Annotated in this window: 16 protein-coding genes; 6 read left to right on the plus strand and 10 right to left on the minus strand. The window is 63.4% G+C overall.

Annotation, left to right across the window (positions count from 1 at the left end):
- Positions 1-4 precede the first annotated feature (4 nt).
- The 9 genes from JOD78_RS03100 to JOD78_RS03145 form a co-directional block, all read right to left on the minus strand.
- Entirely contained in the window at positions 5-4,540 is a 4,536-nt protein-coding gene (locus JOD78_RS03100) for a type I polyketide synthase (protein ID WP_209569848.1), read from the minus strand.
- A complete protein-coding gene (locus JOD78_RS03105) occupies positions 4,537-9,906 on the minus strand; it encodes a non-ribosomal peptide synthetase (RefSeq protein WP_209569847.1) in 5,370 nt (1,789 codons plus the stop codon). The genes JOD78_RS03100 and JOD78_RS03105 overlap by 4 nt, the downstream gene beginning before the upstream one ends.
- Positions 9,903-10,910 (minus strand): TauD/TfdA family dioxygenase, encoded by a 1,008-nt coding sequence (locus JOD78_RS03110; RefSeq protein WP_121045386.1) that lies wholly within the window; start codon positions 10,908-10,910, stop codon positions 9,903-9,905. The genes JOD78_RS03105 and JOD78_RS03110 overlap by 4 nt, the downstream gene beginning before the upstream one ends.
- Positions 10,911-10,967: 57 nt before the next feature.
- Positions 10,968-11,639, minus strand: coding sequence for a 4'-phosphopantetheinyl transferase superfamily protein (locus tag JOD78_RS03115; RefSeq protein ID WP_209569846.1), 672 nt, complete (start codon positions 11,637-11,639; stop codon positions 10,968-10,970).
- Positions 11,617-12,357, minus strand: coding sequence for an alpha/beta fold hydrolase (locus JOD78_RS03120; RefSeq protein WP_227022697.1), 741 nt, complete (start codon positions 12,355-12,357; stop codon positions 11,617-11,619). Before JOD78_RS03120 ends, JOD78_RS03115 begins: the two co-directional genes overlap by 23 nt.
- Positions 12,358-12,365: 8 nt before the next feature.
- Positions 12,366-12,635, minus strand: coding sequence for an MbtH family NRPS accessory protein (locus JOD78_RS03125; protein ID WP_058895455.1), 270 nt, complete (start codon positions 12,633-12,635; stop codon positions 12,366-12,368).
- 557 nt (positions 12,636-13,192) lie between these two features.
- On the minus strand, positions 13,193-13,768 hold the full coding sequence (locus tag JOD78_RS03135; RefSeq protein ID WP_227022698.1) for a sigma-70 family RNA polymerase sigma factor: 576 nt from the start codon (positions 13,766-13,768) through the stop codon (positions 13,193-13,195).
- 155 nt (positions 13,769-13,923) lie between these two features.
- Positions 13,924-14,517 carry an acyl-homoserine-lactone synthase gene (locus tag JOD78_RS03140; RefSeq protein ID WP_121045394.1) on the minus strand — a complete coding sequence of 198 codons (594 nt, stop codon included), beginning with the start codon at positions 14,515-14,517 and terminating at the stop codon, positions 13,924-13,926.
- Between the two features lie 258 nt (positions 14,518-14,775).
- Complete coding sequence (locus JOD78_RS03145) at positions 14,776-15,477, minus strand: autoinducer binding domain-containing protein (RefSeq protein ID WP_199725142.1); 702 nt, start codon at positions 15,475-15,477, stop codon at positions 14,776-14,778.
- A gap of 502 nt (positions 15,478-15,979) precedes the next feature.
- On the opposite strand from JOD78_RS03145, the gene JOD78_RS03150 reads away from it, so the two are divergent.
- From JOD78_RS03150 to JOD78_RS03160, 3 genes are all read left to right on the plus strand, one after another.
- A complete protein-coding gene (locus JOD78_RS03150; RefSeq protein ID WP_134136318.1) occupies positions 15,980-17,839 on the plus strand; it encodes an IucA/IucC family protein in 1,860 nt (619 codons plus the stop codon).
- The gene (locus tag JOD78_RS03155; protein WP_121045398.1) at positions 17,836-19,065 is read left to right on the plus strand and encodes an MFS transporter; all 1,230 of its coding nucleotides are present in this window, start codon (positions 17,836-17,838) and stop codon (positions 19,063-19,065) included. The genes JOD78_RS03150 and JOD78_RS03155 overlap by 4 nt, the downstream gene beginning before the upstream one ends.
- A 96-nt stretch (positions 19,066-19,161) precedes the next feature.
- Positions 19,162-21,264 (plus strand): TonB-dependent siderophore receptor, encoded by a 2,103-nt coding sequence (locus JOD78_RS03160; protein ID WP_121045400.1) that lies wholly within the window; start codon positions 19,162-19,164, stop codon positions 21,262-21,264.
- A gap of 291 nt (positions 21,265-21,555) precedes the next feature.
- Here JOD78_RS03160 and JOD78_RS03165 read toward each other — a convergent pair whose 3' ends face one another.
- Positions 21,556-22,464 carry a LysR family transcriptional regulator gene (locus JOD78_RS03165; protein WP_121045402.1) on the minus strand — a complete coding sequence of 303 codons (909 nt, stop codon included), beginning with the start codon at positions 22,462-22,464 and terminating at the stop codon, positions 21,556-21,558.
- 123 nt (positions 22,465-22,587) lie between these two features.
- Between JOD78_RS03165 and JOD78_RS03170 the strand changes: the two genes are divergently transcribed.
- From JOD78_RS03170 to JOD78_RS03180, 3 genes are read left to right on the plus strand one after another with little or no spacing between them, the layout of a single operon-like run.
- Positions 22,588-23,085 carry a lactoylglutathione lyase family protein gene (locus JOD78_RS03170; protein ID WP_121045404.1) on the plus strand — a complete coding sequence of 166 codons (498 nt, stop codon included), beginning with the start codon at positions 22,588-22,590 and terminating at the stop codon, positions 23,083-23,085.
- Positions 23,078-24,085, plus strand: a complete 1,008-nt coding sequence (locus JOD78_RS03175; RefSeq protein WP_227022699.1) for an alcohol dehydrogenase — start codon at positions 23,078-23,080, stop codon at positions 24,083-24,085. Before JOD78_RS03170 ends, JOD78_RS03175 begins: the two co-directional genes overlap by 8 nt.
- 35 nt (positions 24,086-24,120) lie before the next feature.
- A complete protein-coding gene (locus JOD78_RS03180; protein ID WP_121045406.1) occupies positions 24,121-25,503 on the plus strand; it encodes an MFS transporter in 1,383 nt (460 codons plus the stop codon).
- Positions 25,504-25,518 lie beyond the last annotated feature (15 nt).

Below are 25,518 nucleotides of genomic sequence, written 5' to 3' on the forward strand. Positions count from 1 at the left end.
CCTCTTAAACGGATGCAATTCGGGGAGCCACGGCCTCGGGCGTTTTGGCTAACTGATCGGAGGGCGCCGAGGCCTCCTGTTCGATTTCTTCGATGAGCCGCTCTTCGACCTGGCAAGCCAGCGTGCGGACGGTTGGTGACTGGAAGAAGGAAGCTGGTTGGACGTCCACGCCGTAGCGCTGGCGCAGACTGGCCAGCAATTGGATGGCCAGCAGCGAATCGCCCCCCAGTTCAAACAGGTTGTCGTCCAGCCCCACGGGCGTGATACCGAGGAACTCGCTCCATAGCGCTGCCACACCGCGCTCCAGCTCCTGGACCGGTTCGACATAGGGGGTACTCAACGCGGGGCGCGCATGAACGGCACGCGCTGCCACTGGTGCAAGGGCCGCAGGGTCCAGCGTTGTCGCCGTGACCCGACCCGCCCGCGCGAACTGCTCGGCCAGACTGATGGAGGAAACCAGCACCTGGCTGCTGCCGGCGTCGCACAGCACCTGTTCCAGCAAGGCGCCAGCCTGATGCGGGGCGATGCCGAGGTCACCGTCGCCCTCCTCGGCGCGCAGCGCGGCGGCCATCCCGGTACCGGGCCAGACATCCCAGTTCACTGACAACACCCGGGTCTCACTACGCGAAGCGGCCGCCATGGCGTCGAGCACGCAGTTGGCCGCGCAATAGTCGGCCTGACCGTAGTCGCCGGTGATGGCGCTCATGGAGGAACACAACAGCACGAAGTCCGGCGCATGCGAGGCCACGGCTGTCAGCACGTGGTGGGCGCCCTGCACCTTGGCCGCAAACACCTGTTCGATGGCATTGCGCTGACGCTGGGCCATCAGGCCGCCACCAGGAAGTCCTGCCGCATGGATCACGCCATGCAAGGCGCCCAGCTCGCGCACGATCTCGGCCACCAGTGCCTGCACCACCGGCCCGTCCGTGACGTCACCCTGACGCACCCAGACCTGCGCGCCCAGCGATTCCAGTTCAGCCACAGCTGCCTGCTGCGCGGCCGACAGGGTGCGGCCCATCAGCACCAATCGCGCCTGCCAGTGCTGCGCCAAATGGCGCGCCAACGCCAGACCGACGCCACCCAGTCCGCCCGTGATCAGGTACACACCTCCCTGCCGCAGTTCGGGCTGGCATCCCGGCGCGAAACTGGCTGGCTGGTAATGTCGGATCCAACGCTGGCGGCCACGATAGGCCACCAGCGCTGCCTGGTCGCCGTCGCCAATCTCGTCAGCAATCTGTTGGCCCACGCGTGCCACCTGGTGTGCATCGGTGGGCTCTTCGATGTCGATCACGCCGCATGCCAGTTGAGGATATTCCAGCGGTGCCACCCGGCACAGGCCGAGCAGGCTGGCCTTGGCGCTGCTGATACGTTCAGCGCCGGTGACCTGATGTAGTTGGCTGGCAACCACGACCAGCCGAAGCGGCTGGCGCTGGTACTGACCCAGCGCCTGGATCAGCGCCAGCAGCCCGAACAGGCTGTGTTCGCTGTGCGCGCCAGGCGCAACGGGCCCGACATTGGAAAGGTCGCAGACCGCGTCAAAGGCAGCGACTGCGGCGTCCACGCCAGCGAACAGTTCAGTGAAATCGGCGCGGCTGTTACCGGCGCGACTGAAACGCTGCGCTGCCAGCTGCGCGTAGATGCGCCCCGGCTCGACCTGCACCACGCGCTTGCCCTGCTGACGCAGTTGCTCGCAGACGGCTTCATTGAGCGCAGCCTGCGCGCACAGCAGCACTACCACTACGGAGCTGTCCGCCATCCGGGACGCACAGGCTTGCACTGGCCGGGCGCGACGCCAGGTGGGGAGATACAGCCAGCGGCCCGGATCGTTGGTGATCGTGGGCTGGCGTGGCTGCAACACTGCGCCAGCGGGTTCGATCCAATACGGCTCGCGGGCGAACGGATAGGTCGGCAGCGGCACCCGCCGCGCAGGGGTCTCGTCGAGCACCGGCGCGTGCGAGATATCCAGTCCGCAGGTGAAGAGTCTTCCGAGACATTGCAGTAAGGGGTCGACGCCAGCATCGACTTGGCGTGGATGGCGCTGTGACGCGAGCGCGGGATGCTGGCTCGCCTGGGGATGGCGACGTGTCAGGGTGGTCAGCGTATCCCCGGGGCCAACTTCCAGCCATACCCGCGCGGTCTGGCCGGCCAGCAGCGCCAGGCCATCGGCGAAGCGGACTGTGGCCCGCACATGCTGGACCCAATACGCCGGGCTACGGGCTTGCTGTTCTGTGATCCAGGTACCGCTGACGTTGGAGACGAAAGGCAACTGTGGTGCCTGCAACGGGACCCGGCCCAGCAACTCGCCGAAGGCCGCCAGCATGGGTTCAACGCGGGCCGAATGAAACGCATGTGAGACCTGCAAGGCCCTGCTTTCCACACCACGGGTTGCCAGGGTTGCCTTGGCCTGCGCGATGGCCTGCGCCGATCCGGCCAGCACGCACAGTTCAGGGCCATTGACCGCCGCCAGGTCGCACCCCGCCAGCGCCTGCTCGCGCAGGCAAGCCTCGCTGAGTGGGACGGAGAGCATGGAACCTGCTTCGGTCTGTTGCAACAGACGCCCGCGCGCGGCGATCACCGCCAGCGCGTCTTCCAGCGAGAACACGCCGGCCAGGGTGGCAGCAACGTATTCGCCGATGCTGTGACCCAGCATCGCATCCGGCCGCACCCCTTGCTCCAGCCACCATTGGGCGAGCGCATATTCCACGACGAACAAGGCCGGCTGGGTCAGCGCGGTCTGCGCCAGGCGCTGTCCCGCCTCGGCTTCTGTGCCAGGCGCGGGAAACAGCAGTTCACGCAGATCCAGGCCGAGATGGGGCTGCAACAGGGTGCAGCAATGATCGACCACCTGGCGCACGCGCGGATGGTCTGCGTAGGCTGCCCGTCCCATGTTGGCGTGCTGGGCGCCCTGGCCGGGGAACAGGAAGACCGCCGCTGGCGCAAGCCCGGACAGGCTCGGCGACGAATGATTCGTGGCCTGGTGACGCAACTGCTCCAGGGCATCGGCATGCCCCTTCACCAGCAGCGCGGCACGATGGGCCAATTGCTTGCGGCCCCGGCGCAAGGTGAATGCCACATCGGCCAGACCCAGCGTGTCATCCTGCGCCAGATGCTGCGCCAATCGTGTGCAGATCTGCTGCAAGGCCGTGTCGGTGCGCGCACTTAACAGCAGCAGGCGCGGCCGCTCTTGCGGCGCGGCCGACAGGGCCTCGCGCATCGGTGCCGGGGCTTGCTCCAGCACCACGTGGACATTGGTGCCGCCCATGCCAAAGGAGCTGACCCCGGCCCGCCGTGGCCACCTCTGCTGCGGCCACGGCTGGGTGACGGTGTTGACGTAGAAAGGGCTGCCGGAAAACGTGATCTGGGCATTCGCTTGCCGAAAATTCAGGCTGGGCGGCAGGATCCCCTGCCTGATGGCCTGCACCGTCTTGATCAGCCCTGCCACGCCGGCAGCGGCATCGAGGTGGCCGATATTGCCCTTGAGCGAACCGATCGCGCAAAATGGCTCTCCGCTGGCACTCCCGAAGGCCTGCATCAGGGCTGCCGCTTCAATCGGGTCGCCCAGCGCCGTGGCAGTGCCATGCGCCTCGACATAGCCGATACTCTGCGGGCTCACCTCGGCCATGGCGTGCGCCGCCATGATCACGGCCGCCTGGCCGGCGATGCTGGGAGCGGTATAGCCTATCTTGTCTGCACCATCATTGTTCATGGCCGAGCCACGGATCACAGCATGGATCGTGTCACCATCAGCGCGCGCATCCGCCAGCCGTTTGAGCACGACCAGACCAGCGCCGCTACCGATGGCAGTGCCGCCAGCCTGGGCATCGAACGGTCGGCAATGGCCGTCTGGCGAGAGGATGGCGCCAGCCTGGTAGCGGTAGCCGCGTCCCTGCAAGAGGTTGAGCCAGACGCCACCGGCCAGGGCCAGGTCCGCTTCATGATTGAGCAAGCCGCGGCAAGCCAGGTGCACGGCGGCCAGCGAGGTCGAACACGCGGTCTGCACCGCCACCGCTGGCCCCTTGAGATCGAGCTTGTACGCGATGCGCGTGACCAGCGCGTCCGGGTCGCTACCGTTGAGCAATCCCAGCAGGCCGGCAATATCGCCCTGCGCCAGATCAATCTGCGGCATCAGGTGCCGGTGCAGGTATAGACTGGGGCCGCTGCCGGCGTAGATGCCGGTCAGTAGTTCGGAATGGCGAGCGCCATAGCCCGCGTGCTCCAGCGCCTGCCAGGCGATCTCGAGCAGCAGGCGATGTTGCGGATCCATGCGCTCTGCCTCGCGCGGAGAATAGCCGAAATGGGCAGCATCGAAGCATTCGATATCGTCCAGCAGCACCCCCTTGCACACATAGGCGGGATCGGCCAGTGCCTCGGCGCTGACGCCGCGTGCCAGCAGTGCTTCTTCGCTCAGGGCGGTGACCGATTCGACGCCTGCGCACACATTGCGCCAGAGCGCCTCCACATCATCGGCCTGCGGAAAACGTCCGGCCATCCCGATGATGGCGATCTCCACACCATTGAAATCGTGCGTATCCTGATTCATTGCTCTGCTCCTGAGGGCTGTCTGCGGCGTGACAGGAAGCCTCCGCGCTGGCGTGCGGCGCGTTCCTCAAGGGCCGGGCCGGCATCGTTGCGGGTCGGGGCGGCGCCGTCGAGGAACGCCGCCAGCGTGGCGATGGTCGGATATCGGAACAGATCCACCACGCTAGGCACGCAGGCAAGCGACAGTGCCTTGATGCGCTCATGCGCCACCAGCAGCAATAAGGAATGACCGCCCAGTTCAAAGAAATTGTCGTCGCGGCCCACCTGTTCGAGCCGCAGCAGTTCGCGCCAGATTCCCGCCAGTTGCTCCTCCAGTTGGCCCACCGGGGCTAGTCCGCCCACGGCAATGACGTCGGCGGGTGCGGGCAAGGCATGGCGGTCGATCTTGCCGTTTGGATTGGTCGGCAACTGTTCCAGCACGATCACCGTGGCCGGCACCATGTAGTCCGGCAGGCTGGCGCGCAAGCGTTCCCGCAATTGCGCCGTACTCAGCTCCTGGCCCGGATACAGGCTGGCGTAGCCCACCAGCCGCGCCTGGTGCGCCACGACGATGGCTTGGCGCACCTCCGGTTGCGCCAGCAATTGCGCTTCGATCTCGCCAAGCTCGACGCGGAATCCCCGGAGTTTGACCTGAAGGTCGCTGCGTCCCAGATAGTGCAGTTCGCCCTGGGCGTTCCAGCACACCAGATCGCCGGTGCGATACAGCCGGCCACCGGCCTCACTGCCGGGGTCGGCGACGAAACGCTCGGCCGTCAGGCCCGGTCGCTCCAGATAGCCCCGTGCCAGCAGGTCGCCGCCGATGTAGAGTTCGCCGGGCACCCCCGCTGGCAGCGCTTGCAGACGCTCGTCGAGCACATGCAGACTGCGCCCGGCCAGGGGCTGTCCGATCGGCATCTGGGTCGGCACCTCGCGCTGGCCCTGGACGAAAGGGTCGCAATCGAGCAGTGAGGCCACTACCACCGCCTCTGTAGGGCCGTAGGTATTGAGCAGGCGCACCGCACTCAGGCCGGCCTGGCGCCAGGTCGCAATCGACTCGGCCGGCATGGCTTCGCCACCAATGTGGATCTCGCGTAAGCGGCCGTAATCACTCTGCCCCTGGCGGGCGAACGATTGGATCAGGGCGTGCCAGTAGGCCGTGGGCAGATCGGCGATGCTGATCTCATGCTCACGCAGCCGTTGCTGAAATTCCTCGGGACTCCATAACTGTGGCCCGCGCAGGACCACCGACGCACCCACCAGCAGCGGCGGAAACAGCTGTTCGATGAAACCATCGAAATTGAGTGTGGCAAATTGCAACATGCGGTCATCGTTGCGCAGGCGCGAGAACTCCGCCGACAATTGCGTATGTTCGACCAAGGCCCCATGTGATACCGCGACCCCCTTGGGTCGCCCGGTCGAGCCCGAGGTGTAGATGACGTAGGCCAACTGAGCCGGATGAGTGATGACGTCCGGCGCTTCCATAAAATCGGACGTGGCCGCAGGTGCTGGCAAGCGGTCCAGTTCCAGCCAGCGCACACCGGCCTGCCCGGGCAAATGCTCGCGCATATGGCTTTGCGTGAGCGCCAGACGGATGCGACTGTCCTCGATCATGGCCGTCAGGCGCGCTCGCGGGTATTGCGGATCGAGCGGCACGAAGCAAGCGCCTGCCTTGAGGATGGCCAGCAAGGCCGGCACCATGTCCAGCGAGCGCTCCAGCGCCAGTCCGATACGCTGCTCAGGCTGCACACCCATTGCCAGTAGCTGCCGTGCCATCTGGTTGGCGCGTGCCTCCAGCTGCGCATAGCTCAACTGCTGCCGGTCCAGCACCAGCGCGATGGCCTCTGGCGTGCGCCGGGCCTGCTGCGCAATGCGAACATGTATCGGCGGATCGAGCGGATAGCGCTGCGGATTGCAGCCCCACTGCTGCAACTGCGCCTGCTGCGCTGGAGATAGCAGGGCAACTTCGGCGACCAGCTGTTGCGGCTCGTCCACCAGGGCGCGCAGGATCGCCAGATAGCTCTGCGCCAGTTGCGCAATGCGCTGCGGATCAAACAATTCCTTGGCATAGGTCAGCACGGCGCTGACGCGGCCATCTGGATGTTCGCGGGTATCCAGCGTCAACTCGAACTGGGCCTCGCGGTCGGGAAGGAACAGCTCCTCGACCACGTCGCCCAGGCCCTGTGCACTTGCCGCATAGTGCTGTGGCAGGTGGTTGAACATGACTTGGAACAGCGCACTGTGGGTCAGGCTGCGTTCGGGTTGCAGTACCTCCACCAATTGTTCGAACGACAGCCCTTGATGCCGCTGGGCCAGTAGCGTGCGTTGAGCGGTCTGCGCCAGCAGTTGGGCCAGCGTGATGTCCTCGTCGAACGAGGCGCGCAGCACCAGGGTATTGACGAAGAAGCCAACCACACCCAGCAGATCAGGATGGCTGCGGTTTGCCACCGGCACGCCAACCCGGATGTCTTGCTGCCCGGTGTAGCGGTGCAGCAAGGCTTGCAGCCCGCTCAGCAGTAGCGCGAAAAGGGTCACGCCTGCTTGCCTTGCCTGCCCGCGCAATCCCGCCAACAGATCATCCGGCAGGGCGAAATGATGATGGCTGGCGTGATAGCGCGCGAGCACCGGACGCGCTCTGTCGACCGGCAGCGCCAGTACCGGCTGGGCCTGGCCGGCAGGAACCGCCAGCTCCCGGGCCCAGTAATCCAGCGCGACACGATGTTCCGGGTCATCCGCACGGGCCTGTTGCCAGGCGATGTAGTCGACATAGTGCAAGATGGCCGGTGCCAGGGCGCTCTGCCTGCCAGCGTGCAGTTCCGCGTAGAGCTGGGCCAGTTCCTCGATGAGCAGATGCATGGATGCGCCATCCGAAATGATATGGTGCATGACCATGCCCAGCACATGGCTGCCATCGTCCAGAGCCAGCAGACAGGCACGCACCAGCGGCCCGTGCGTGAGGTCGAAGGGCTGTCCGTGGCGTTGTTGCAGCAGATCCAGCGCAGCTGGCAGCGACAGCGCGCCGTTGGGGCCGGTATCGGCTTCGACCAGCTCCAGCTCGGCTACCGGCTGCGTCCCGACGACCTGCTCGAGCTGGCCCTGATCAGTGCTGCGGAACACGGTCTGCAAGGCCTCATGGCGCCGCATCAGTGCATTGAAGGCACGTTGCAGGGCGAACACATCGAGTGGGCCTCCCAGGCGCAGCGCACCTTGCACGTGATAGGCCGTACTTTGCGGTGCCAGTTGCCAGAGAAACCATTGGCGCTGCTGTGCTGACGACAGGGGCTGCGGTGTGCGTCGCTGTGCCTCGGACAGGCGCGCGATGCCGGTGGCAGTGCCACCCTTGCCATCTTCCAGCGCATCCAGGATCAGTGCCGCCTGCTGCTGCAGCCGTGGGTATTCAAATACCTGAGACGCAGCGAATGCAATCTGCCAATGCTGGGAAATCCGCGCGGCCAGTTGCACCGCCGCCAGCGAATTGCCGCCGCAGGCCAGAAAGTGGGCGTCGGCAGATGGCTCTCCGGCCACGCCCGGCATCAATACCTCTTGCCACAGCAGCGCCAGAGCGGCCCGCACTTCCGGCTCACCAGCGCGCTGCGCAGCGACGGGCGGTACTGTTGCCATCGTCGTCGACTGGCTGCCCTGCACCATGCGTCCCTGCTCGAAAACGGCGTAGGCGTCCAGACTTCCCTGATGCCAGCCGGTGCGACATGCGCCGCGTTGCAGCTTGCCGCTGGAGGTCTTGGGCAAGCCTCCTGGATTGAGCAGCACAAGCACTTGCGGCGCTTCTCCACACTGCCTTTGCACCACCGTGGCAACCGCCTCGCACAAGGCTTGCGGGGCCACCAGCTTTTGCATACCCCGCGAGACCTCGACGGCAACGCCGACGCCCTCCTCCGTGTCCAGGCTGACGGCGAACACGGCGATGCGGCCTTTGCGCAAGGCTTCCACCTCGGCTTCCAGGGCTTGTTCGAGATCCTGCGGATAGATGTTGTGGCCGCGCACGATGATCATGTCTTTCAGGCGTCCGGCCACGAAAAGTTCGCCGTCAGCCCAGAAGCCCAGATCCCCGGTCCTCAGCCAGGTCTGGTTCTCCAGCTCAACGAAGGTCTGGGCACTCTGCAGCGCTTGCTTCCAGTAACCGCGCGCGATGCTCGGACCAGTCACCCAGATTTCGCCGATGGCCCCCGGCGCCGCCGGCGCGCCCGAGGCATCGGCAGCGATGCGCACCTGATGCTGGCTTGGCGCGCGGCCGCAGGCCACCAGCGCCACCGCTGGTTCCTCTGCGTCGGCGGGCAAGGCCAGGCGAGACCTCAGTGCGTGTGGCAGATAGCGCTGTACGCGCAGTCCCGCACCGCGCCGCCCGCCGGTAACAAACAGGGTTGCCTCAGCCAGACCGTAGCAGGGGTACACCGCCGCAGGGTCGAGACCGACGCTGGCGAAGCGCTGCACGAACGCCTCCATGGTCTGGTGGCGCACCGGCTCCGCACCGGTATAGGCGACACGCCAGCAGGACAGGTCCAGACCCTCGAGTTGACGATCCTTGATACGGTCCAGACAGAGCCGATAAGCAAAATCCGGCCCGCCGCTGATGCTCACGCGATGACGCGCAATCATCTGCAACCAGCGCACCGGGCGCTCCAGGAAATAGCGGGGCGAGCACAGCACGCAGACAATCCCGCTGTAAAAAGGCTGCAACAGACCACCGATAAGTCCCATGTCATGGAACAACGGCGACCAGACGCAGAAGCTGTCGCCCTCGCCGATGGACAAGCCCTCACGAATGGCGGCTTCGTTAGCCATCAAGGTGGCGTGCGTGACCATCACCCCCTTGGGTGCCGAGGTAGAGCCGGAGGTGTATTGCAGGAAGGCGATCTCCTGCGGATCCGGGGCGGCTGCCTGCCACGGGCCCCGATCGCCTGCGCCGATCTGGTCGACAGCGATCATCTCGGCCTGCTGCAGCCCCTCGCAGGCGGCGACCAGCGCCCGGTTGGCGTCAAGGATGAGCAGCCCGCGCGCGCCGGCATCGGCAGCGATCCCCGCCAGCCGCCCGGTGTGCGCGGCACTGGCCGACTCCGGCGGGAACACCGGTACCGCGATGACACCCGCATAGAAGCAGGCAAACATGCTGATGGCGTAGTATTCGTCGTTGTCCAGCAGGATCAGTGCCCGCTCGCCGCGGCCCAGCCGGGCTTGCAGCACCGCCGCCAGTGCGCGCACGCGTTGCGCCAATACCTGGTAACTGAACCGGCGCTCCTGGTCGACGCCCGCAACCGCCTGCACCACGATGAGCGCGGTATCGTCGGGCCGTTCCCGGGCTAGCTGCTCCAGCCGTTCAACGAAGTTGCGGGCGCCCTTGAAGGGCAATGCCGTGGAGGACTCCGCCGATCTCATACCGCTGCCTCCAGCGCTGGCGCGAGCAAGTCACGTTGCAGATTGTCGTGTGACTGCGCCATCGCCACCACCACCTTGCGCGGCCCCTTGAAAGGCGCACGCGCATGGGCCACCAGCATGTTATCGAGCATCATCACGTCGCCCTTTTTCCACAGGAAGGAGACGGTCTCGGCATCGAGGATCTCGCGCACCTCGGCCAGCATGGCGTCCGGAATGGACGAACCATCGGCAAAATAGGTATTGCGCGGCAGCTCTTCGATATCCAGCAGCTCTTCCAGCGACTCTCGCACATCGGCCTGCAGATTGGAGACGTGGAACAGATGCGCCTGGTTGAACCACACCATCTCGCCAGTGACCGGATGGGTCTCGACGGCCTGACACAACTGTCTGGTGCGCAACTGACCGTCGCTCTTCCACTCCCAGGCAATCTTCGCTTTCCGGCAGAAGGCCTCGACCTCGGCACGCTGCTCGGTATTGAAAACCTTCTGCCACGGCAGATCGAAGTCGCCATAGTTGCGCACGTACAGAATGCCGTCCGCAAAACGCCGCCGAATCGCCAGTGGCATCCGGCGATAGATCGCACGACTATCAGCAATGGGAGTCTGGCCTCCTTCCTGCGCGGGCTCGACGCAATGGAACCAGGCTTTCATCGGCCAGATGCGGGTGTAGGCCTGTTCGTTATGCAGAGGAATCGACTGGTGCGCCGGATATTCCGTGGTGGTGTAGACGCCGCCGCCGATGGCCGAACGCGGTGTGGAACCGAACTCATAATCCAGCAAGGGATGGCCGAAACCGGCGGCGAAACGGCGGAAATCCTCGACCGCAGGCACGTCGAAGCCACGCAGCAGGACCGCACCGACCTGTGCGAGGAGCTTCTCGATCTGGCCCTGCAAGCCAGGCAAGGCCGCCAGCAATGACTGGCCCGGCGCACTCGGCGTGATCAGCACGGGCAATTCGGATCCCGCCGGAGCAAGGCGTTCGAGAGAAGGCAACTGGATATTCATCACAACTCCTTGATTAATGACGATGGCTTTTTGCTGCGGGCGGCAGCAGCGGCACTATCAGAAAGTGGGCCATGCATAGGCCAGCGCCGCCCGATAACCGGCTGGGGCCGGCAGTGGCCAGGCGCACAGGTGCGGCCAGTCACGCTGCCGGTGGCGTAACAGGTAGCGCTCTGCTGCGCGGGCCACGCAAAGCTGCTGGAGATGCTCGCTCACGCCGCTACCGATGGCCTTGAGTACGGCCTCCTTGACCACCCAGCGCTCGGTGAAATCCAGCCTGTGGGACGGTGTGGCTGCAAGCTCCTCGGGCGACAACACCAGCGCTTCGAGCGCGGCCACATCCAGATCGGGATCGCAGCATTCGATGTCCACGCCGACATCGCCGCGCGTACTGATGGCAATGAGCGCATGGCATCCGGCATGTGACACATTGAATGCAAGCCTCCCGGCGCCCATCTCCATGTCCAGCAGCGGCTTGCCCCTGGCACTGCAGCGCAGCGGCACCTGCTGTGGCTGCATATGCAGGCGCAGGGCCAGCAAACGTCGCAGCGCGGCACGGGTGCATGCATGGCGAACACGGTCGCCGGGCTGCCGGAATCGCTGGTTGAAGGCTTTCTCGGCGGGTGTCAGGAGCATCCAGTCGAGCTGCGGGACGGGCGCGCGGATATCGAGATCAAGGCGCCAGAGCGCCAGTTCGCAAGGAGCACCGTCAGGCAACTGCACTGGCCGCATACCATCCTCCGGCGGCCATGCGGGCCAGTGCCGATGCCAAGGTGGCCAGCACCGCGCGTTCCTGCGCGCGGATGAAGAAATGGCCACCGTCGAACCAGTCCAGCGAAGCCGCCAGTGTGGACTCCTTGCTCCAGGCCTCGATACGGTGCGCAGCGATATCGTCCTGGCGCCCTGCCAGGATCTGCAGCGGCAAGGAGAGGGCCGGCAAGGGGCGATAGCAAAAGCTTTCGCATACCCGGTAATCGGCCGCCAACGTATCGAGGGTCAGACGCAACAATTCGGGGTGGGCAAACACCTCCTCTGGCGTACCGCCCTGTTTGCGCAGCTCTGCCATCAAGGCCGCATCACCGCGTTTGTCAGCGAAGCGAGACGGCTCCCGCATCGATGGCGCAGGACTGCCCGAGACGATCAAGCCCAACGGCACGCGCTCGCCCAGTCGGTGCTGGTGTTGCGCCAGGCCATAGGCCAGCAGCGCGCCCATACTGTGACCGAACAGGACGTAGCGTCCCTGCAGGCAGTCGGCATGGCGCTGGACAAGATGCAGCACCAGTGCCTCAAAATCTTCGATGAAAGCGTCACCGATGCGGCCGCCGCGTCCCGGCAGCTCCAGCGGCAGCAGTTCCACCCAGTGCGGCAACCAGCGCCGCCAGCGCAGATACATGGTGGCGCTGGCGCCGGCGCACGGCAGGGCCAGCAGCTTCAGAGGCAGCGGATTCACGCGACCGATCACTGCGTGACAGGCGTGGTCGCACCCGCTTCGGCGGCTTGTTCGCTCATCCATTTACGCAGCGATATCGGACGCATGTCGGTCCAGTGCTGCTCGATGTAATCCGAAACGGTCTTTTTGAGCCCCTTGACCGGCTGGCCCTGGGCATCGTTGACCACGGTCCAGCCTCCGGGGACTTTTTTCCAATGGGGCCAAATCGAATACTGGCCTTCGTGATTGATCAGGACGATGAAGGTTTCGTCTTCGCGATCGAAACAGCTGGTGCTCATAGGCATCTCCTCAAGTAACAGGCAAAAAACGAAGGGACAGACGCCCATGCGAATGTCCTGTGCCTGCCTTGAAGACGGCGCACGCGCCAATCTGTTTAGGCCCTGCGCGCACCCAATCGGAGCGATGCGACTCCCACGGAAGTGACGTCGGAGAGACAGCTGCCAACCAGCGCGTCGTGGCAGGAGATGACATGAAAAAAGCCGGCACGCAGCCGGCTTGGGGATAGTCAGGTCGAGCGCTAAGACGAAGACCGGGAAGGTGCCACCAATCCTGCCACAGCCCATATCCTGGCTGCCTCCTGATAGGCCGCCTGGTGGGTCGGATCGGCTTGCAGCCAGTCCTGCAAGGCAGCGGCAACATCCCGGTCATGCGGGCCAGCTTCGTGCTGTCGCTGTATCCAGTACCAGGCCGCTTCCCGACAGGCAGTTTGATTGAGTGAGTGGGTGTCGTTCATCGCGGGCGAACACTCCGGGCGCGTTCGCCGGAGGGGCAGGTTGAGGTCAGCGTCCGATGATACTACGCCTGCCCCGCAGATGTGCAGCCCTATGAGGTGGACTCATGCGCCCAGCAGGTCGCCACACGAGGCCAGCGCTGCCATCACGTCCTTGAGCATGAAATTGACCAGTGTCGCCGACACGCCCAGGCACTGGGCAATATCACGCTGGGTACGACCTTCCAGGCGATACAGTTCGAACACGCGCCGGGTGCGCGGTGGCAACGTCGCCAGGGCAGCCTCGATCCGTTCCAGCAGACGTCGTTCATCGATGCCGACTTCAGCGGCCCGGCCGCCCTCCACTTCCGGCATTTCCCCATCAGCGGTGGTCACCAGGTGGTTGGCTTCCACCATCCGTCGACGACAGTAATTCACCGCGGTGTTGCGTACCACCTGGCAGCAATAACCAAAAGGATTCTGAACCTCGGATGCGCAGGTGCTGCTGGCCAGACGGAGATAGACATCCTGCAGGACGTCGTCGACCTCCTCGGGACGAGCAATGATCTTGGCGGCCACCCCGCGCAACTCGCTGCGACGCGACAGATAGACCTCGATGAGAGCCTGCCTGGCGGGGCTGGCACACTGTCCGCTACGCGGGCAGCCTGCGCTGGCGGCGCACTCCGGGTTCTCGAACGGCAAGCTCCCATGCTGGACAGGCCTGCTCAGGGACGACGCCAGGCACGCCTCGCTATCCAGTTCGACAGGAGGAAGGGGGAGCGCCGGCACAGCGAGGGGGGCCGCGACCAAGCGCGGCTGGGTTGAACTCCACAACATGACGTTAAAGACCTCCAGAATCAGGAATAAGGCAGGACCGGTTGCCCGCTCCCGCACGCAATGACAGGCACTTCGATCCAGCAGGCGAACAGCAGATGTCCCCCAACCCGAACGGGTGCGGCGGCGCGCCGCACGCAAAATCCTGAGCGCCGCAGCAAGCGCTCCACGCCCATCGGGGAGACTGTGATAAGGCTACGCACACCGCGTTGGGCGGCGTGCACCAGGACACATTGCATCAACGCCACCGCCAGAGGTGAGGAAAACTGACGCTGGGCACCAACCCCGCTGAGCGCGGTATCGACGGCAGAAAATCGGGATAACTCCCAGACAGAAGCATCACTGGGCAACGCCTCCTCCCCCATGAGCTGCGGAAACACCTCAGCCAGCAAATAAGGGCGTTGAGTGGGCAACAGACGGGCCATTCCCGTCATTTCGCCGTCGCGCAGCGCCATGACGTACAGGGTATCGTCGCGATCGAATTGGTCCAGTTCCCGACCGACCTCGCAGGGCAGCTTCCACCCCAGCATGTCGACGAAGACGCGGTAACGGAAATCCGCCATTCGGCTCAGTAGATTTTTAGGCAATATGTTTTGCGTGCCCACAACAAATTCCATTGTTGGCTCAAAAGTATTTGAGAATGATTCACATTTCATAGGAGCTTGCCGGGATAGGAAACTGTACTTTTGGCTAGGTGTAGCGAGCACAGCCTGGTTCGTCCGCGCTGTCGCCTGAACGCAATGATGGCCCGCCGAGCCGCCATGGGCGCGACATCTGCCGCAATGAAGGGGAAACATGGCGCGAAGATGCATGATTGTTCGCACGGAGCAATACCCCTCTGCGAACAGGGTCATATGTCTGCCAGAGAAAGTGCGCTAGAGCAAGAGACCCATGGCGAGAGCGCGGGCCACTGCCGCGGTACGATTGAAGGTGCCCAATTTTTCGGAAGCGCTGCGGGTATGGAACTTCACCGTGGCCATTGAGATTTGCAGGATCGCCGCGATTTCCTCGATGGTCTTGCCGTCGGCCGTCCAGCGCAGCACTTCCTTTTCCCGTGTGGACAGCTTGATATTCCATTGTGCCGCCAGTGTCCGCCTGAAGCCGTAATGGGCTGTCTGCGCCAGCCAGGCCATCTGGGGTTGCCGTGCCGCCAGCTCTTTTTCGGAAAGGGCTTGACTACTGCGGGCGAGGCTCAACATGCCGCCCGCACTCACGAGTTCGAGCACCGATTTGGCCCAGCCCACCTTGAGACCGGCTGCGCGAGCTTCCTCCCATAGTTCAGGGCTCGACTCGAACAGCGCGTCATTCCACACGAAGGCTTCGGACGATGACGCGCCCCGCGCCACGCTGGGATCGATCTCCAGGTAACGGCGTTCGGCATAGCGCTCCTGCCAGGATGCCGGGTAGGTATTGAGCATGAGGGTCTTGGGACTGCTGATCGGCACCGGCAGACGCATTCCGAAGGCGCAATAGTCAAATCCCAGCGCCTGGGCGGCAATCTGGATCTTCGACAACAACACTTCGCCGCTCTGGCCGCGATCAATTTCGTGAAGCAGGTCTTCCGCCCACCAGATCATGTTTTTCTCCTCCAGGAGATCCCGCCGGGAGCAGGGATCGAGATGAATGCGCAAACACACGCAAGGGGTCCGTTTGCCTGGAGCTGTTTTACTGGCTTGGGTGAACAGAAACTAAACGAAGCCAAAAATATACGTTAATTGCCAATTCGATTGCAACCAACCTGACGTCAGCAAATTCCCTTCGACAAATCAAATTGGAGGCATGCAACCAAACGTCAGGTCGAGAGCCGGCGAGCTCGTCCTTCACGCAACACGCAAGCTCGGATCCTGGATTGAAGTTGCAGAGAGGTGTTGCGCTCGGAATGCTTTTGACTGCAACAAAACCGATGGCACTGTGCACGCAACGCTGCTTATGCCAAAAGTCAAGATTGCCAGAGGAGAACGACCGCAACACAATACCCGAAGTACCAAGTTTGCGAATAAATAGCCCTCGAATAAATAAGAATAATAGCTATTCTCATTTGATACAATTCAAAGACACTTTGTTACATGAGGCAACAATATGCGTACTTTGAATCTCATCCAGGACCTAGGTGAACCCCAAGATGTCCATCTCAACCGAGCCTGGCATCAAGCCCGGCAGCGCAGTCTGCAACGCACCCTGCAAGCGCTGTTCCGCGAAAAGCTGCTGCAGCGGGAACACCTGATCTTCGATGGGCACTACGCCTGGCTGCCCTTGTGGAAAGCGCAAAGCATGCTGCGCATCGAGGGCCTGCACCTGGGTGTGGCGGACAACTGCCAGCTTTACGGTTCCATCGCACACTACAGTGTCGGAAACCCGGTCCCGCAAGCCTTGCTGAGCTCGTCCATGCTGTTGGCAAAGGTGGCTCGGGCGCATGAGGACATTTCCGAAGCCAGCCTGCAACGGCTGATCATGGAGCTCTCCAACAGCGCAGAAAATGACGCCCTTTGCCTGAATTACCGCCAACACTGGGGACTTCGATTGCGTGCTGATTTCGGGCAGCAGCAGACCAATTTTGTCTCTGCATTATTCCGTTCAGCGCATCCCAACCCGAGCCTGCTGCTGGAACAATGGGGCACGCTGGGCCATCCCTGGCACCCCAACTACAAGACCAAACTCGGCTTGAGCAGCGCCGAGGTCATGGCGCTCTCGCCCGAATTTGAAGCCACGATCACGCTCTCCCTGGCAGCAATGCACGTCGATGTCGCCTGCATCACCGGCGGCCAGGACCACGCCGAATACCGGCAATGGTTTGCTACCCACTACCCGCAAGCCTGGGAAACGTGGACAGCATCCTTGCAGCACCGAGGTGAAGACGTTTCACACTGGCTCCCCCTGCCGTTGCATCCCTACCAGCTGGATCGCGCCATCCCCGAACGCTTCGCTCAGGCATTGGAGAAGCGCCAGCTCCTGCTGCTGCCCGAAGCGAGCCTGCCGGCACGGCCGACCATGTCCTTCCGCACCGTGGTTCCTGAAGGCTCGCCTACACAGCCGCACATGAAATTGCCCGTATCGCTGCGCCTGACCAGCGTCGAGCGTACCGTCTCGCCCAAGTCTGCCGTGATGGGCCCGCGCTTGACCAGGTTGCTGCGCGACATCATCGCCAAGGAAGACGGTTTCGGCGGACGACTGGCCATCCTCGGTGAAGAAGTCGGCCTGTATTACCGCGATCCGCAAGGCAATGACGATGTCTCTCGCCATCTGGCCGTGCTCTACCGTACCAACCCCATGACGCAACGCTGCGAGCAGCGCATGCCGGTACCGGTGGGAGCCTTGTTTGCAGATTCGCCTCTGAGCGGGCGTCCGCTGGTCTGCGATCTGGTCAGCGCAGCGTGGGGAGACGACGCCGATGCTGCCGAACAATTCTTTGCTGCCTATCTGGATGTCGCCTTGCCGGCAGTGCTGGGGGCTTATCTGCGCTATGGCATCGCGTTTGAAGCCCATCAGCAGAACAGTTTCGTGATGGTGGATGCCCAACTTCGGCCCGTGCAGATGCTCTTGCGCGACTTTGGGGACCTGCGCATCCATGCCCCCACCTTGCGCCACAGCAGACTGGCGCTGGAAACTTACAGCAGCAAGCACACCCTGTTCGAAGACAACGATTCCGTGCGCGACAAATTTCTGCACGCCTTCATGCTGTGCCACATCATCGAACTTGCCTTGCTGCTCTCACGCACCTATCAGAAGCCGGAAGCAGCATTCATGGCGGTACTGCGCGAGCGTCTCGAAGCCTGCTTCGCGGAACTCAAGCCAAACACCGAACCGCAGCGTTGGCAAACCGAGTATCGGGCACTGCTGCAGGATGACTGGCCGGCCAAGTCCTTCGTCCGCATGCGCCTGAGCGACACCTCCGAGGACGTCGTCCTGCGCATGCCCAATCCCCTGCTGGGCGCAGCATGAGCGTGTTGATGGGCCGCAGTCCGGCTGTGGCGTTGCGCTATCTGATGGCCATCCAGCTGCTCTCCATGGGCGCGATGGAAATGAGCGGCCCCTTCTGGCCTCTGCATTTGCGGGAGCTGGCTCCCATGTCGGCTGCCACGCTGGCCTGGGTCAGCATGGCGGTCTATGCCGGCCCCTTGCTGATGACCATGCTCACTGCCCCCTGGTGGGGCCGCCTGGGCGACCAGACCGGCCACAAGCCGATGGTGGTGCGGGCCTTGCTGGCGCTGGCGGTCAGCCAGCTGATGGCGGCCTGGACCGACAGCGTCACCGTAGTACTGCTGGCACGCCTGATCCAGGGCGCGCTGGGCGGCTTCATCGCTACGGCGCAAGCCTATGGCGCGGGTCTGGCTACCCCGGCGCAGCGCAGCTCGCTCATGGCACGATTGCAAGTGGCCACCGCCATGGGCTCAGCCCTGGGCCCATGGCTGGGCGGCCTCCTGTTTGACCTCTGGGGCTTCTGGATCGTCAACCTGACGACCGCTCTGGTGTGCGTGCTGTGCGCGCTGCTGGCTGCAGTGGCCCTGCCCTTCGTCAAGCCAGCCGCGCCGACTGATCGACAGCGCGCATCATCAAAGCCGGTTGCTCCAACGGCGGCAGAACGCCCTGCACTGCAGGCGTTTCAAGGCTTGTTGCTGGGCATCTTGCTGGTGCAGGCGGGCAAGATCATGCCGCAGGCTTTCTTTGCGGTGTATGCCGATCAGGTCCTGCATGCCAATGCCAGCTTCACCGGCCTTTGCTATGGCGCTACCGCACTGGGCCTGTGCATTGCGGCTCCGCTCTGGGCACGCGCCTTCGCTGCACTGGCACCGGAGCAAGTCCTGCAGCGGGTCAAGTGGATCACGCTGGCCTGCGCTGCCACGCTGGCCTTGCAGTCCATGAGTCATGTGCCGGCATGGTTTGTCGCGGCACGCTTGCTGTGGGGCGTGTTCCTCGGCGCATTGCTACCGGTGTTCTACACCCTGCTGTCACGCCAGGCCGATGGGCACCGCCAAGGCTGGGTGCTTGGCGCCGGCAACAGCGCCGCCAAGGCCGGTGCCTTGCTGGGAACAGCTGCCGGTGCCTTGGCCATGGGCTGGCTGCCGATCAGTGAAGTGTTCTGGCCCAACGCTGCCGTCTATTTGATCGTGGCCGCCGCCCTGCATGGTTTGCAGCGACGTTCCGACACCCGCGAGGCCGCCAGCTGAAACACGTCCCTTGCCGTCACAAGCTTTCCCTCCGCCAGCCTTCCGCCAGCCTCTGCAACAGAAGTTCGTCCATTCACAACGTAAAACAATATTGCTATGAACACCAAACTGTGTACCCTCAGTGCCCTGCTGGCCCTGGCCTTCGACAGCTACGCGCAACAAGTCCAAACCAATGCACTGCCGGAAGTGACCGTCAAGGCGACTGCAGATGACAACAGCGGCTACCGGCCCAAGAACTCCTCGGCGGCCACCAAGATCGACGTACCGCTGCGCGACGTGCCGCAAACCGTCAACACCGTCACCAAGCAGGTCATGCGCGATCAGAATGCCCTGTCGCTGCAGGATGCCCTGCAGAACGTGGCCGGTCTCAGTTTCAGTCTGGGCGACGCCCAGCGCGACCAGGTCATCATCCGCGGCTTCAGCGCCATCACCGATCAGTTCATCGATGGCGTGCGCGATGATGCGCTGTATTTCCGCGACCTCTCCAATGTGGAACGCGTGGAAGTGCTCAAGGGTCCGGCCTCCGTGCTGTACGGACGCGGCTCGGCGGGCGGCATCGTCAATCGTGTGACCAAGAAACCGAGCGACGATCCGGTCAGCGAGATCGGGCTCACCGTCGGCAGCGAAGGACAGAAGCGCAGCGAATTCGACGTAGGCCGCAACAGCGCCGACGGCACGCTGCTGTTTCGCCTGACCGGCGCGGTGGAAGACTCCAGCAGTTTCCGCAACCAGTATTTCCTGGAACGCCAGGCACTCTCCCCTTCCCTGACCTACAAGCCGGATGCGCAGACCAGTTTCACGGCGCAATTCAATTATCTGCACGACAGGCGACTGGCCGACCAGGGCATCCCCAGTTACCGGGGCCGTCCCGCCGATGTGCCCATTGCCACCTATTACGGTGCGGCCAACGGGCGCGACAGGGCCTTCGTGCAATCCGAGGTGAAGGACGCCACCTTTACCCTCGACCACAAGTTCAGCGAAAGCCTGGCCTGGCGCTCGGTGCTGCGCACCTATGATTTCGACCTCGACCGCAACTACACCACCATCAGCCGGGTCACCCAGACCGCCAATCCGACGGTGACGATCGCCCAGGCCCATCGCCAGCGTGCCGAGCGTGGCTTGTTCTGGCAAAACGAACTGACCCAGAAACTGCAACTGGCGGGCATGCACCACGAGCTGTTGTATGGCGTGGAATACAGCTGGCAAAACAAGACTGACTGGCAGGTCACGCGCAACAATGCGGCGACCTATTCCCTGTTCAATCCGGTGCTGGCCAACTTGTCGCCCATTGCAGCCAACGCCGTGCCGAACATCAATGCGGAGACCCGGATCAATACGCTGGCCACCTATGTCCAGGACCTGATCAGCCTGACGCCGCAATGGAAACTGCTGGCCGGCCTGCGCTATGAGCGCCTGTCCCAGGACCGCGATGACAAGGTCGCCAGATCCAGCCTCAATCGCGTCGACACCCCGCTGTCGCCCCGTGTGGGCCTGGTCTATCAGCCCGATGAGCGCACCTCGCTGTATGCCGGCTACAGCCGTTCCTTCCAGCCGCTGGCGGACTCCTTCGTCTTCTACGGCAACAGCGCCCAGCTGGAACCGACCAAGACCGAGAGCAAGGAGGTCGGCATCAAGTACGAGCTCAACGACAAGACCAGCCTGACGGCCGCACTGTTCGAGATGACGCAGAACAACATCCAGGTCGCCGACCCCAACCGGCCGGGCTTTGCCATCAACGTCGGCCAACAACGCACGCGCGGCGTGGAATTGTCCGCCAGCGGCGAGCTTGCGCCGCACTGGAATCTCATCGCCGGCTATGCCTACATGAATGGGCTCATCGTGCAATCCAGCGGGTTGACCTCCGCCGGCACGCCCTTCCAGGGCAACGTGTCTTCCCTTACGCCGCGTCACACCTTCAACCTGTGGCTCAAGCGCGATCTGCCTGATGGCTACTGGGTGGCGGCGGGCGCGCGGGCCGAATCGGCGCGTTTCGCTTCCTCTGACAACCTGACGGTATTGCCCGGATATGCAGTCATCAATCTTGGCGCAGGTTATGTAGCCGAGAAGTTTGACGTCACGCTGTCACTGAAGAACCTGCTGGATCGCCGCTACTTCATCTCCGCCCACAGTGCCGCCAACGATTACAACATGCCCGGCGAGCCGCGCAGCCTGCTGGTGAGTACGCGTTACCGGTTCTGATAGCGGAGCGGCCGCGTACGTGATTTGCGCCGCATCGGATCCTGTCCCCTTGCAGACAAGAGCCGATGCGGCGGGGAGCAAGTCGGGGCCGGCCTGGCCCGGATTTCCAGGACTAATGATGATTTGAGAAGTCAGCCTCGGTACGGTATCTATTCCCTCGGTCATCATGAAATGGATTCAACCCTCAGCGTTAGCGGGGTGGCTTGAATTGGCCGGCCATCTGATGCTGTCGTTATGCTGTATCGAGGCGCAATGCATTGGCTGGATCCGGCGCAGCTGCCGCCAAGGAAGTCAGCCGGGACGACCATTGTTTATGCGGTGGAGCGCCAGATTCATCATGGTCTCGCGGAGGAACTCCACCACTCGTCGCGCACTCGGCGACAAGGGCCACTCCGCCCGATGGATCAGCCACAGGTTATCGACCACCTGGGTGCCATTCTGGATGACCTGCAACTGATCCTGTCGCGCGAACGCCTGACGCGCAAAGCGCGGGATCACCGTGAAGCCCAACCCGCGGCTCACTGGTTCCAGGATCAGGCCAATTTGGTTGCTGAAGCCATGGCAGGGTAGCTGCCGCACCCCAGGTGCGTCCGGGAAGCGACGGCTGAGCAGACGCGTGGCCATGGCCTGCCCGTCCGGATGATCGATGAAACCCAGTCGTGCAAGATCATCCCACTGATCTGCATGACGGCCGGCGGGTACCACCAGTTCGAGCGGCTCTTCTGCGAAGTGCGTCACACTCAGACGCGCATCATCGGGCCGCAGCGCCAACACCCCAAGTTCATAGCGGTTCTCCAGTACCTCACGCAATACTTCGGTATCGGGAGCAAAGCGGTGGCGCACTGACAGCCCCTGCCAGCGCTGCTGCAAATCCATCAGTAGCGGATACAGGCATAGTCCGATGCTGCCCGGGGTGATGAGAGAAACCTCCCCCGGCGTATGGTCCGCCTCTACCAGACGCTGACGCAAACGGCGCTCGGCATGATCAGCCTCACGGCAGTATTCCAGCAACAGCAGGCCGGCTGGCGTGAACTCGAGGCGGCGCGGGCTGCGAATCAGCAAGGGCCCCAGCTCAAGTTCCAACTGACGCACGTGCTGACTCACGGCCGCCTGCGTGAGGCCCAGACGATCGGCACTACGGGTGAAGCTGCCCTCCTCGCCCAGTGTGGCAAAGGTTCTCAGCCATTGCGGATTTAGCATAAGCAAAATTTATGGCACTGATAATTTGCACGTCATTTTAATGATTCGGGGCAGGTCCTACACTACGGCACTCTGGTCCGTCGCAAATCTCCCGCGGCGCCGTCAGTCTGGAAAGGAAATCTCGTGCCCCGCTATCCCCGGAATTTTTCTCACATCGGCCTCTCAGTCACGGATCTGGATGCTGCCGTCAAGTTCTATACCGAAGTGCTGGGATGGTACCTCATCATGCCGCCCACCACGATCAATGAAAATGACAGTGCCATCGGCGTGATGTGTACCGATGTCTTCGGCGTTGGCTGGGGCTCCTTCCGCATCGCCCATCTCTCCACGGGTGACCGTGTCGGCGTGGAAATCTTCGAGTTCCGCAACGCCGAACGCCCGGCTGACAACTTCCAGTACTGGAAAAGCGGCGTTTTCCATTTCTGTGTGCAGGACCCGGATGTCGAAGGGCTGGCCGCCCGGATCGTGGCAGCCGGAGGCAAGCAGCGCATGCCCGTCAGGTATTACTTTCCTGGCGAAAAACCCTATCGCATGGTCTACATGGAAGACCCTTTCGGCAATATTCTGGAGATCTACAGTCACAGCTACGAGCTGACCTATTCGGCGGGAGCTTATGCCTGAGATCGGCTTGCCGCCACTGCCACCGGACCACCTCGCGTGGGGTTGGTATGCAGGTTTTGATGCGCGGGCCTTGCGCCCCGAGCGGCAGCCGCTGCCGCAGGTCGGGACGGCCCAGGTGCTGGTGCGCAATCGCGTCGTCGGTCTCAACCCGGTTGACTGGAAAGTGCTGGGCCGTATGGGCGCCTCCTGGGGCCCCGGACATGTGCCCGGGGTGGACGGTGCGGGAGAAGTCATGCGCTTGGGCCCGGACGTACCGTCCAACTGGCTGGGCAGCCGGGTGGCCTATCACCAGGACCTGCGCCGTGGTGGCAGCTTTGCCGAGTACACCGTGGTCGATGCGCGTGCGCTCATGCGTATTCCCCATGCAATGAGCTTTGCTGATGCAGCAGCCTTTCCCTGCCCTGCATTGACGGCATGGATAGCGCTGCAGAAGCTGCCGGCGCCTGCGGGCCGGAGGTTGCTCATCAGCGGAGCCGGCGGATCGGTTGGCCACTATCTGATGCAGCTGGCGTGCCGTCAAGGCTGGCAGGTAACCGCCATGGCCCATGCGCGTCATTGGCCGCGCCTGCATGCGCTGGGAGCGATCAACTGCCTCGATGGCCCCCTGTCGCCGACTCATGGTGCATTGACCAATGACCTGCACGTCACGGCCATCATCGATTGCATCGGTGCACAGCATGCCGCCCTGCTCGCCTCCGCCCTGGATGCCAATGGCCATCTGGTCTGCATACAGGGCCGCATTGAACACTGGCCTTGCGCGCCATTCGGCCGCGCGCTGTCGCTACATGAAGTGGCGCTGGGCGCCTTGCACGTGCATGGCAGCGATGCCGACTGGAATACGCTCACCGGCGCTGGCCAGCAGATGCTGCAGGACCTCGCCCGGAGGGACTTGCAAGCCGAGCAGCATCTCCTGCATGACTTCGATCAGCTGCCTACGGCGCTCGAAGGACTCAAGCAACGCAATTTCACCGGCAAGTCGCTGGTCCACGTCAGTTCATGAACGCCGCTACGGCCTTACGGGGAAACGCCGCCCGGATGCGCTGGATTACGTGGCTGGTCACCGGCGCCCTGTTCATGGAGATCCTTGACGGTGCCATCACGACGCCGGCCATCCCCGCCATGGCGCGCGACTTCGGTGTCACGCCACTGGCCCTCAATGTAGGCATCAGTGCCTATCTGCTGGCCGTGGGCATCTTCATCCCTGCCAGCAGCTGGATCGCCGATCGCTTCGGCTCGCGCCGGGTCTTCATGTCGGCTATCGCCCTCTTTACGCTCAGCTCAGTGCTTTGCGCACTGGTGCAGCATCTGGAAGCCTTCGTTGCGATCCGCATCATCCAGGGCATCAGCGGCGCCCTGATGGTCCCGGTCGGGCGATTGGTGATACTGCGCCAGACCCCGCGCGAAAATCTCATGGCTGCGATGTCCGCACTGATCTGGCCGGCGCTGGTGGCCCCGGTCCTCGGTCCACCATTGGGCGGCTTCATCAGCCAGCATCTGGGCTGGCAATGGATTTTCCTGATCAACGCCCCCCTCGGTCTGCTGGCGTGGGTGGTGGCGTGGCGCATCCTTCCCGACGTCCGTGGCGAACAGATCACTCGCTTCGACTGGACCGGCTTCCTGCTCTGTGGCGGCAGCATCTCGCTGTTGCTGATCGCACTGGAGAAGTTGGAGGCCAATATCGACGCAACAAGCCTATGGTCCGGCCTGGCCGGAGTGATTCTGGGCGGACTGTCATGTCGGCATTTCTTGCGCAGCAGCGCGCCGATGCTGGACCTGGCAGCACTGCGCATTCCTACCTTCCGCTTTGCCATGTTCAGCGGCACACTGGCCCGCATGGCCATCGGTGCTGCGCCTTTTCTGCTCACGCTGATGTTCCAGCTCGGCTTCGGTGCTGATCCAGGTACGGCCGGCCTGCTGGTACTGGCTCTGTTCGCCGGCAACCTTCTGATGAAGAGCATGACCACCCGCGTGTTGCGCGAGTTCGGCTACCGCCAGGTCCTGTTGTTCAATGGCGCGCTCTGTGCACTTGCCTTGCTGGGCTGCGCCCAACTGCAGCCACACGACTCTCCGGTCCTGGTAGTGCCGCTGCTGATCGTTGCCGGAATGACGCGCTCGATGCAGTTCACCGCCCTCGGCACCATCGGTTTTGCCGATGTGCCCAAAGCCATGATGGGGCATGCCAACGGACTGTCCAACACGATCAATCAGATTGGCATGGCAGCCGGCATCACCGTCGCTTCACTGAGCGTGCGCCTGGCGCACGGCGGGGTGAACCGTACCCTCATTACTCCCACCCTGGAAGATTTCCAGACGGCCTTCATCGTGTTGGCACTGATGGTCGTGGTCAGCCTGGTGGGCGTGCTGCGGCTACCTGCGCATGCAGGGCAGGATTTTATTCAACGCAGCGGCCAAGGCTGAACTCCCGGTTGGCGT

Origin of the sequence: Herbaspirillum sp. 1130 (assembly GCF_017833835.1) — a bacterium.
GTDB lineage: Bacteria > Pseudomonadota > Gammaproteobacteria > Burkholderiales > Burkholderiaceae_D > Herbaspirillum > Herbaspirillum huttiense.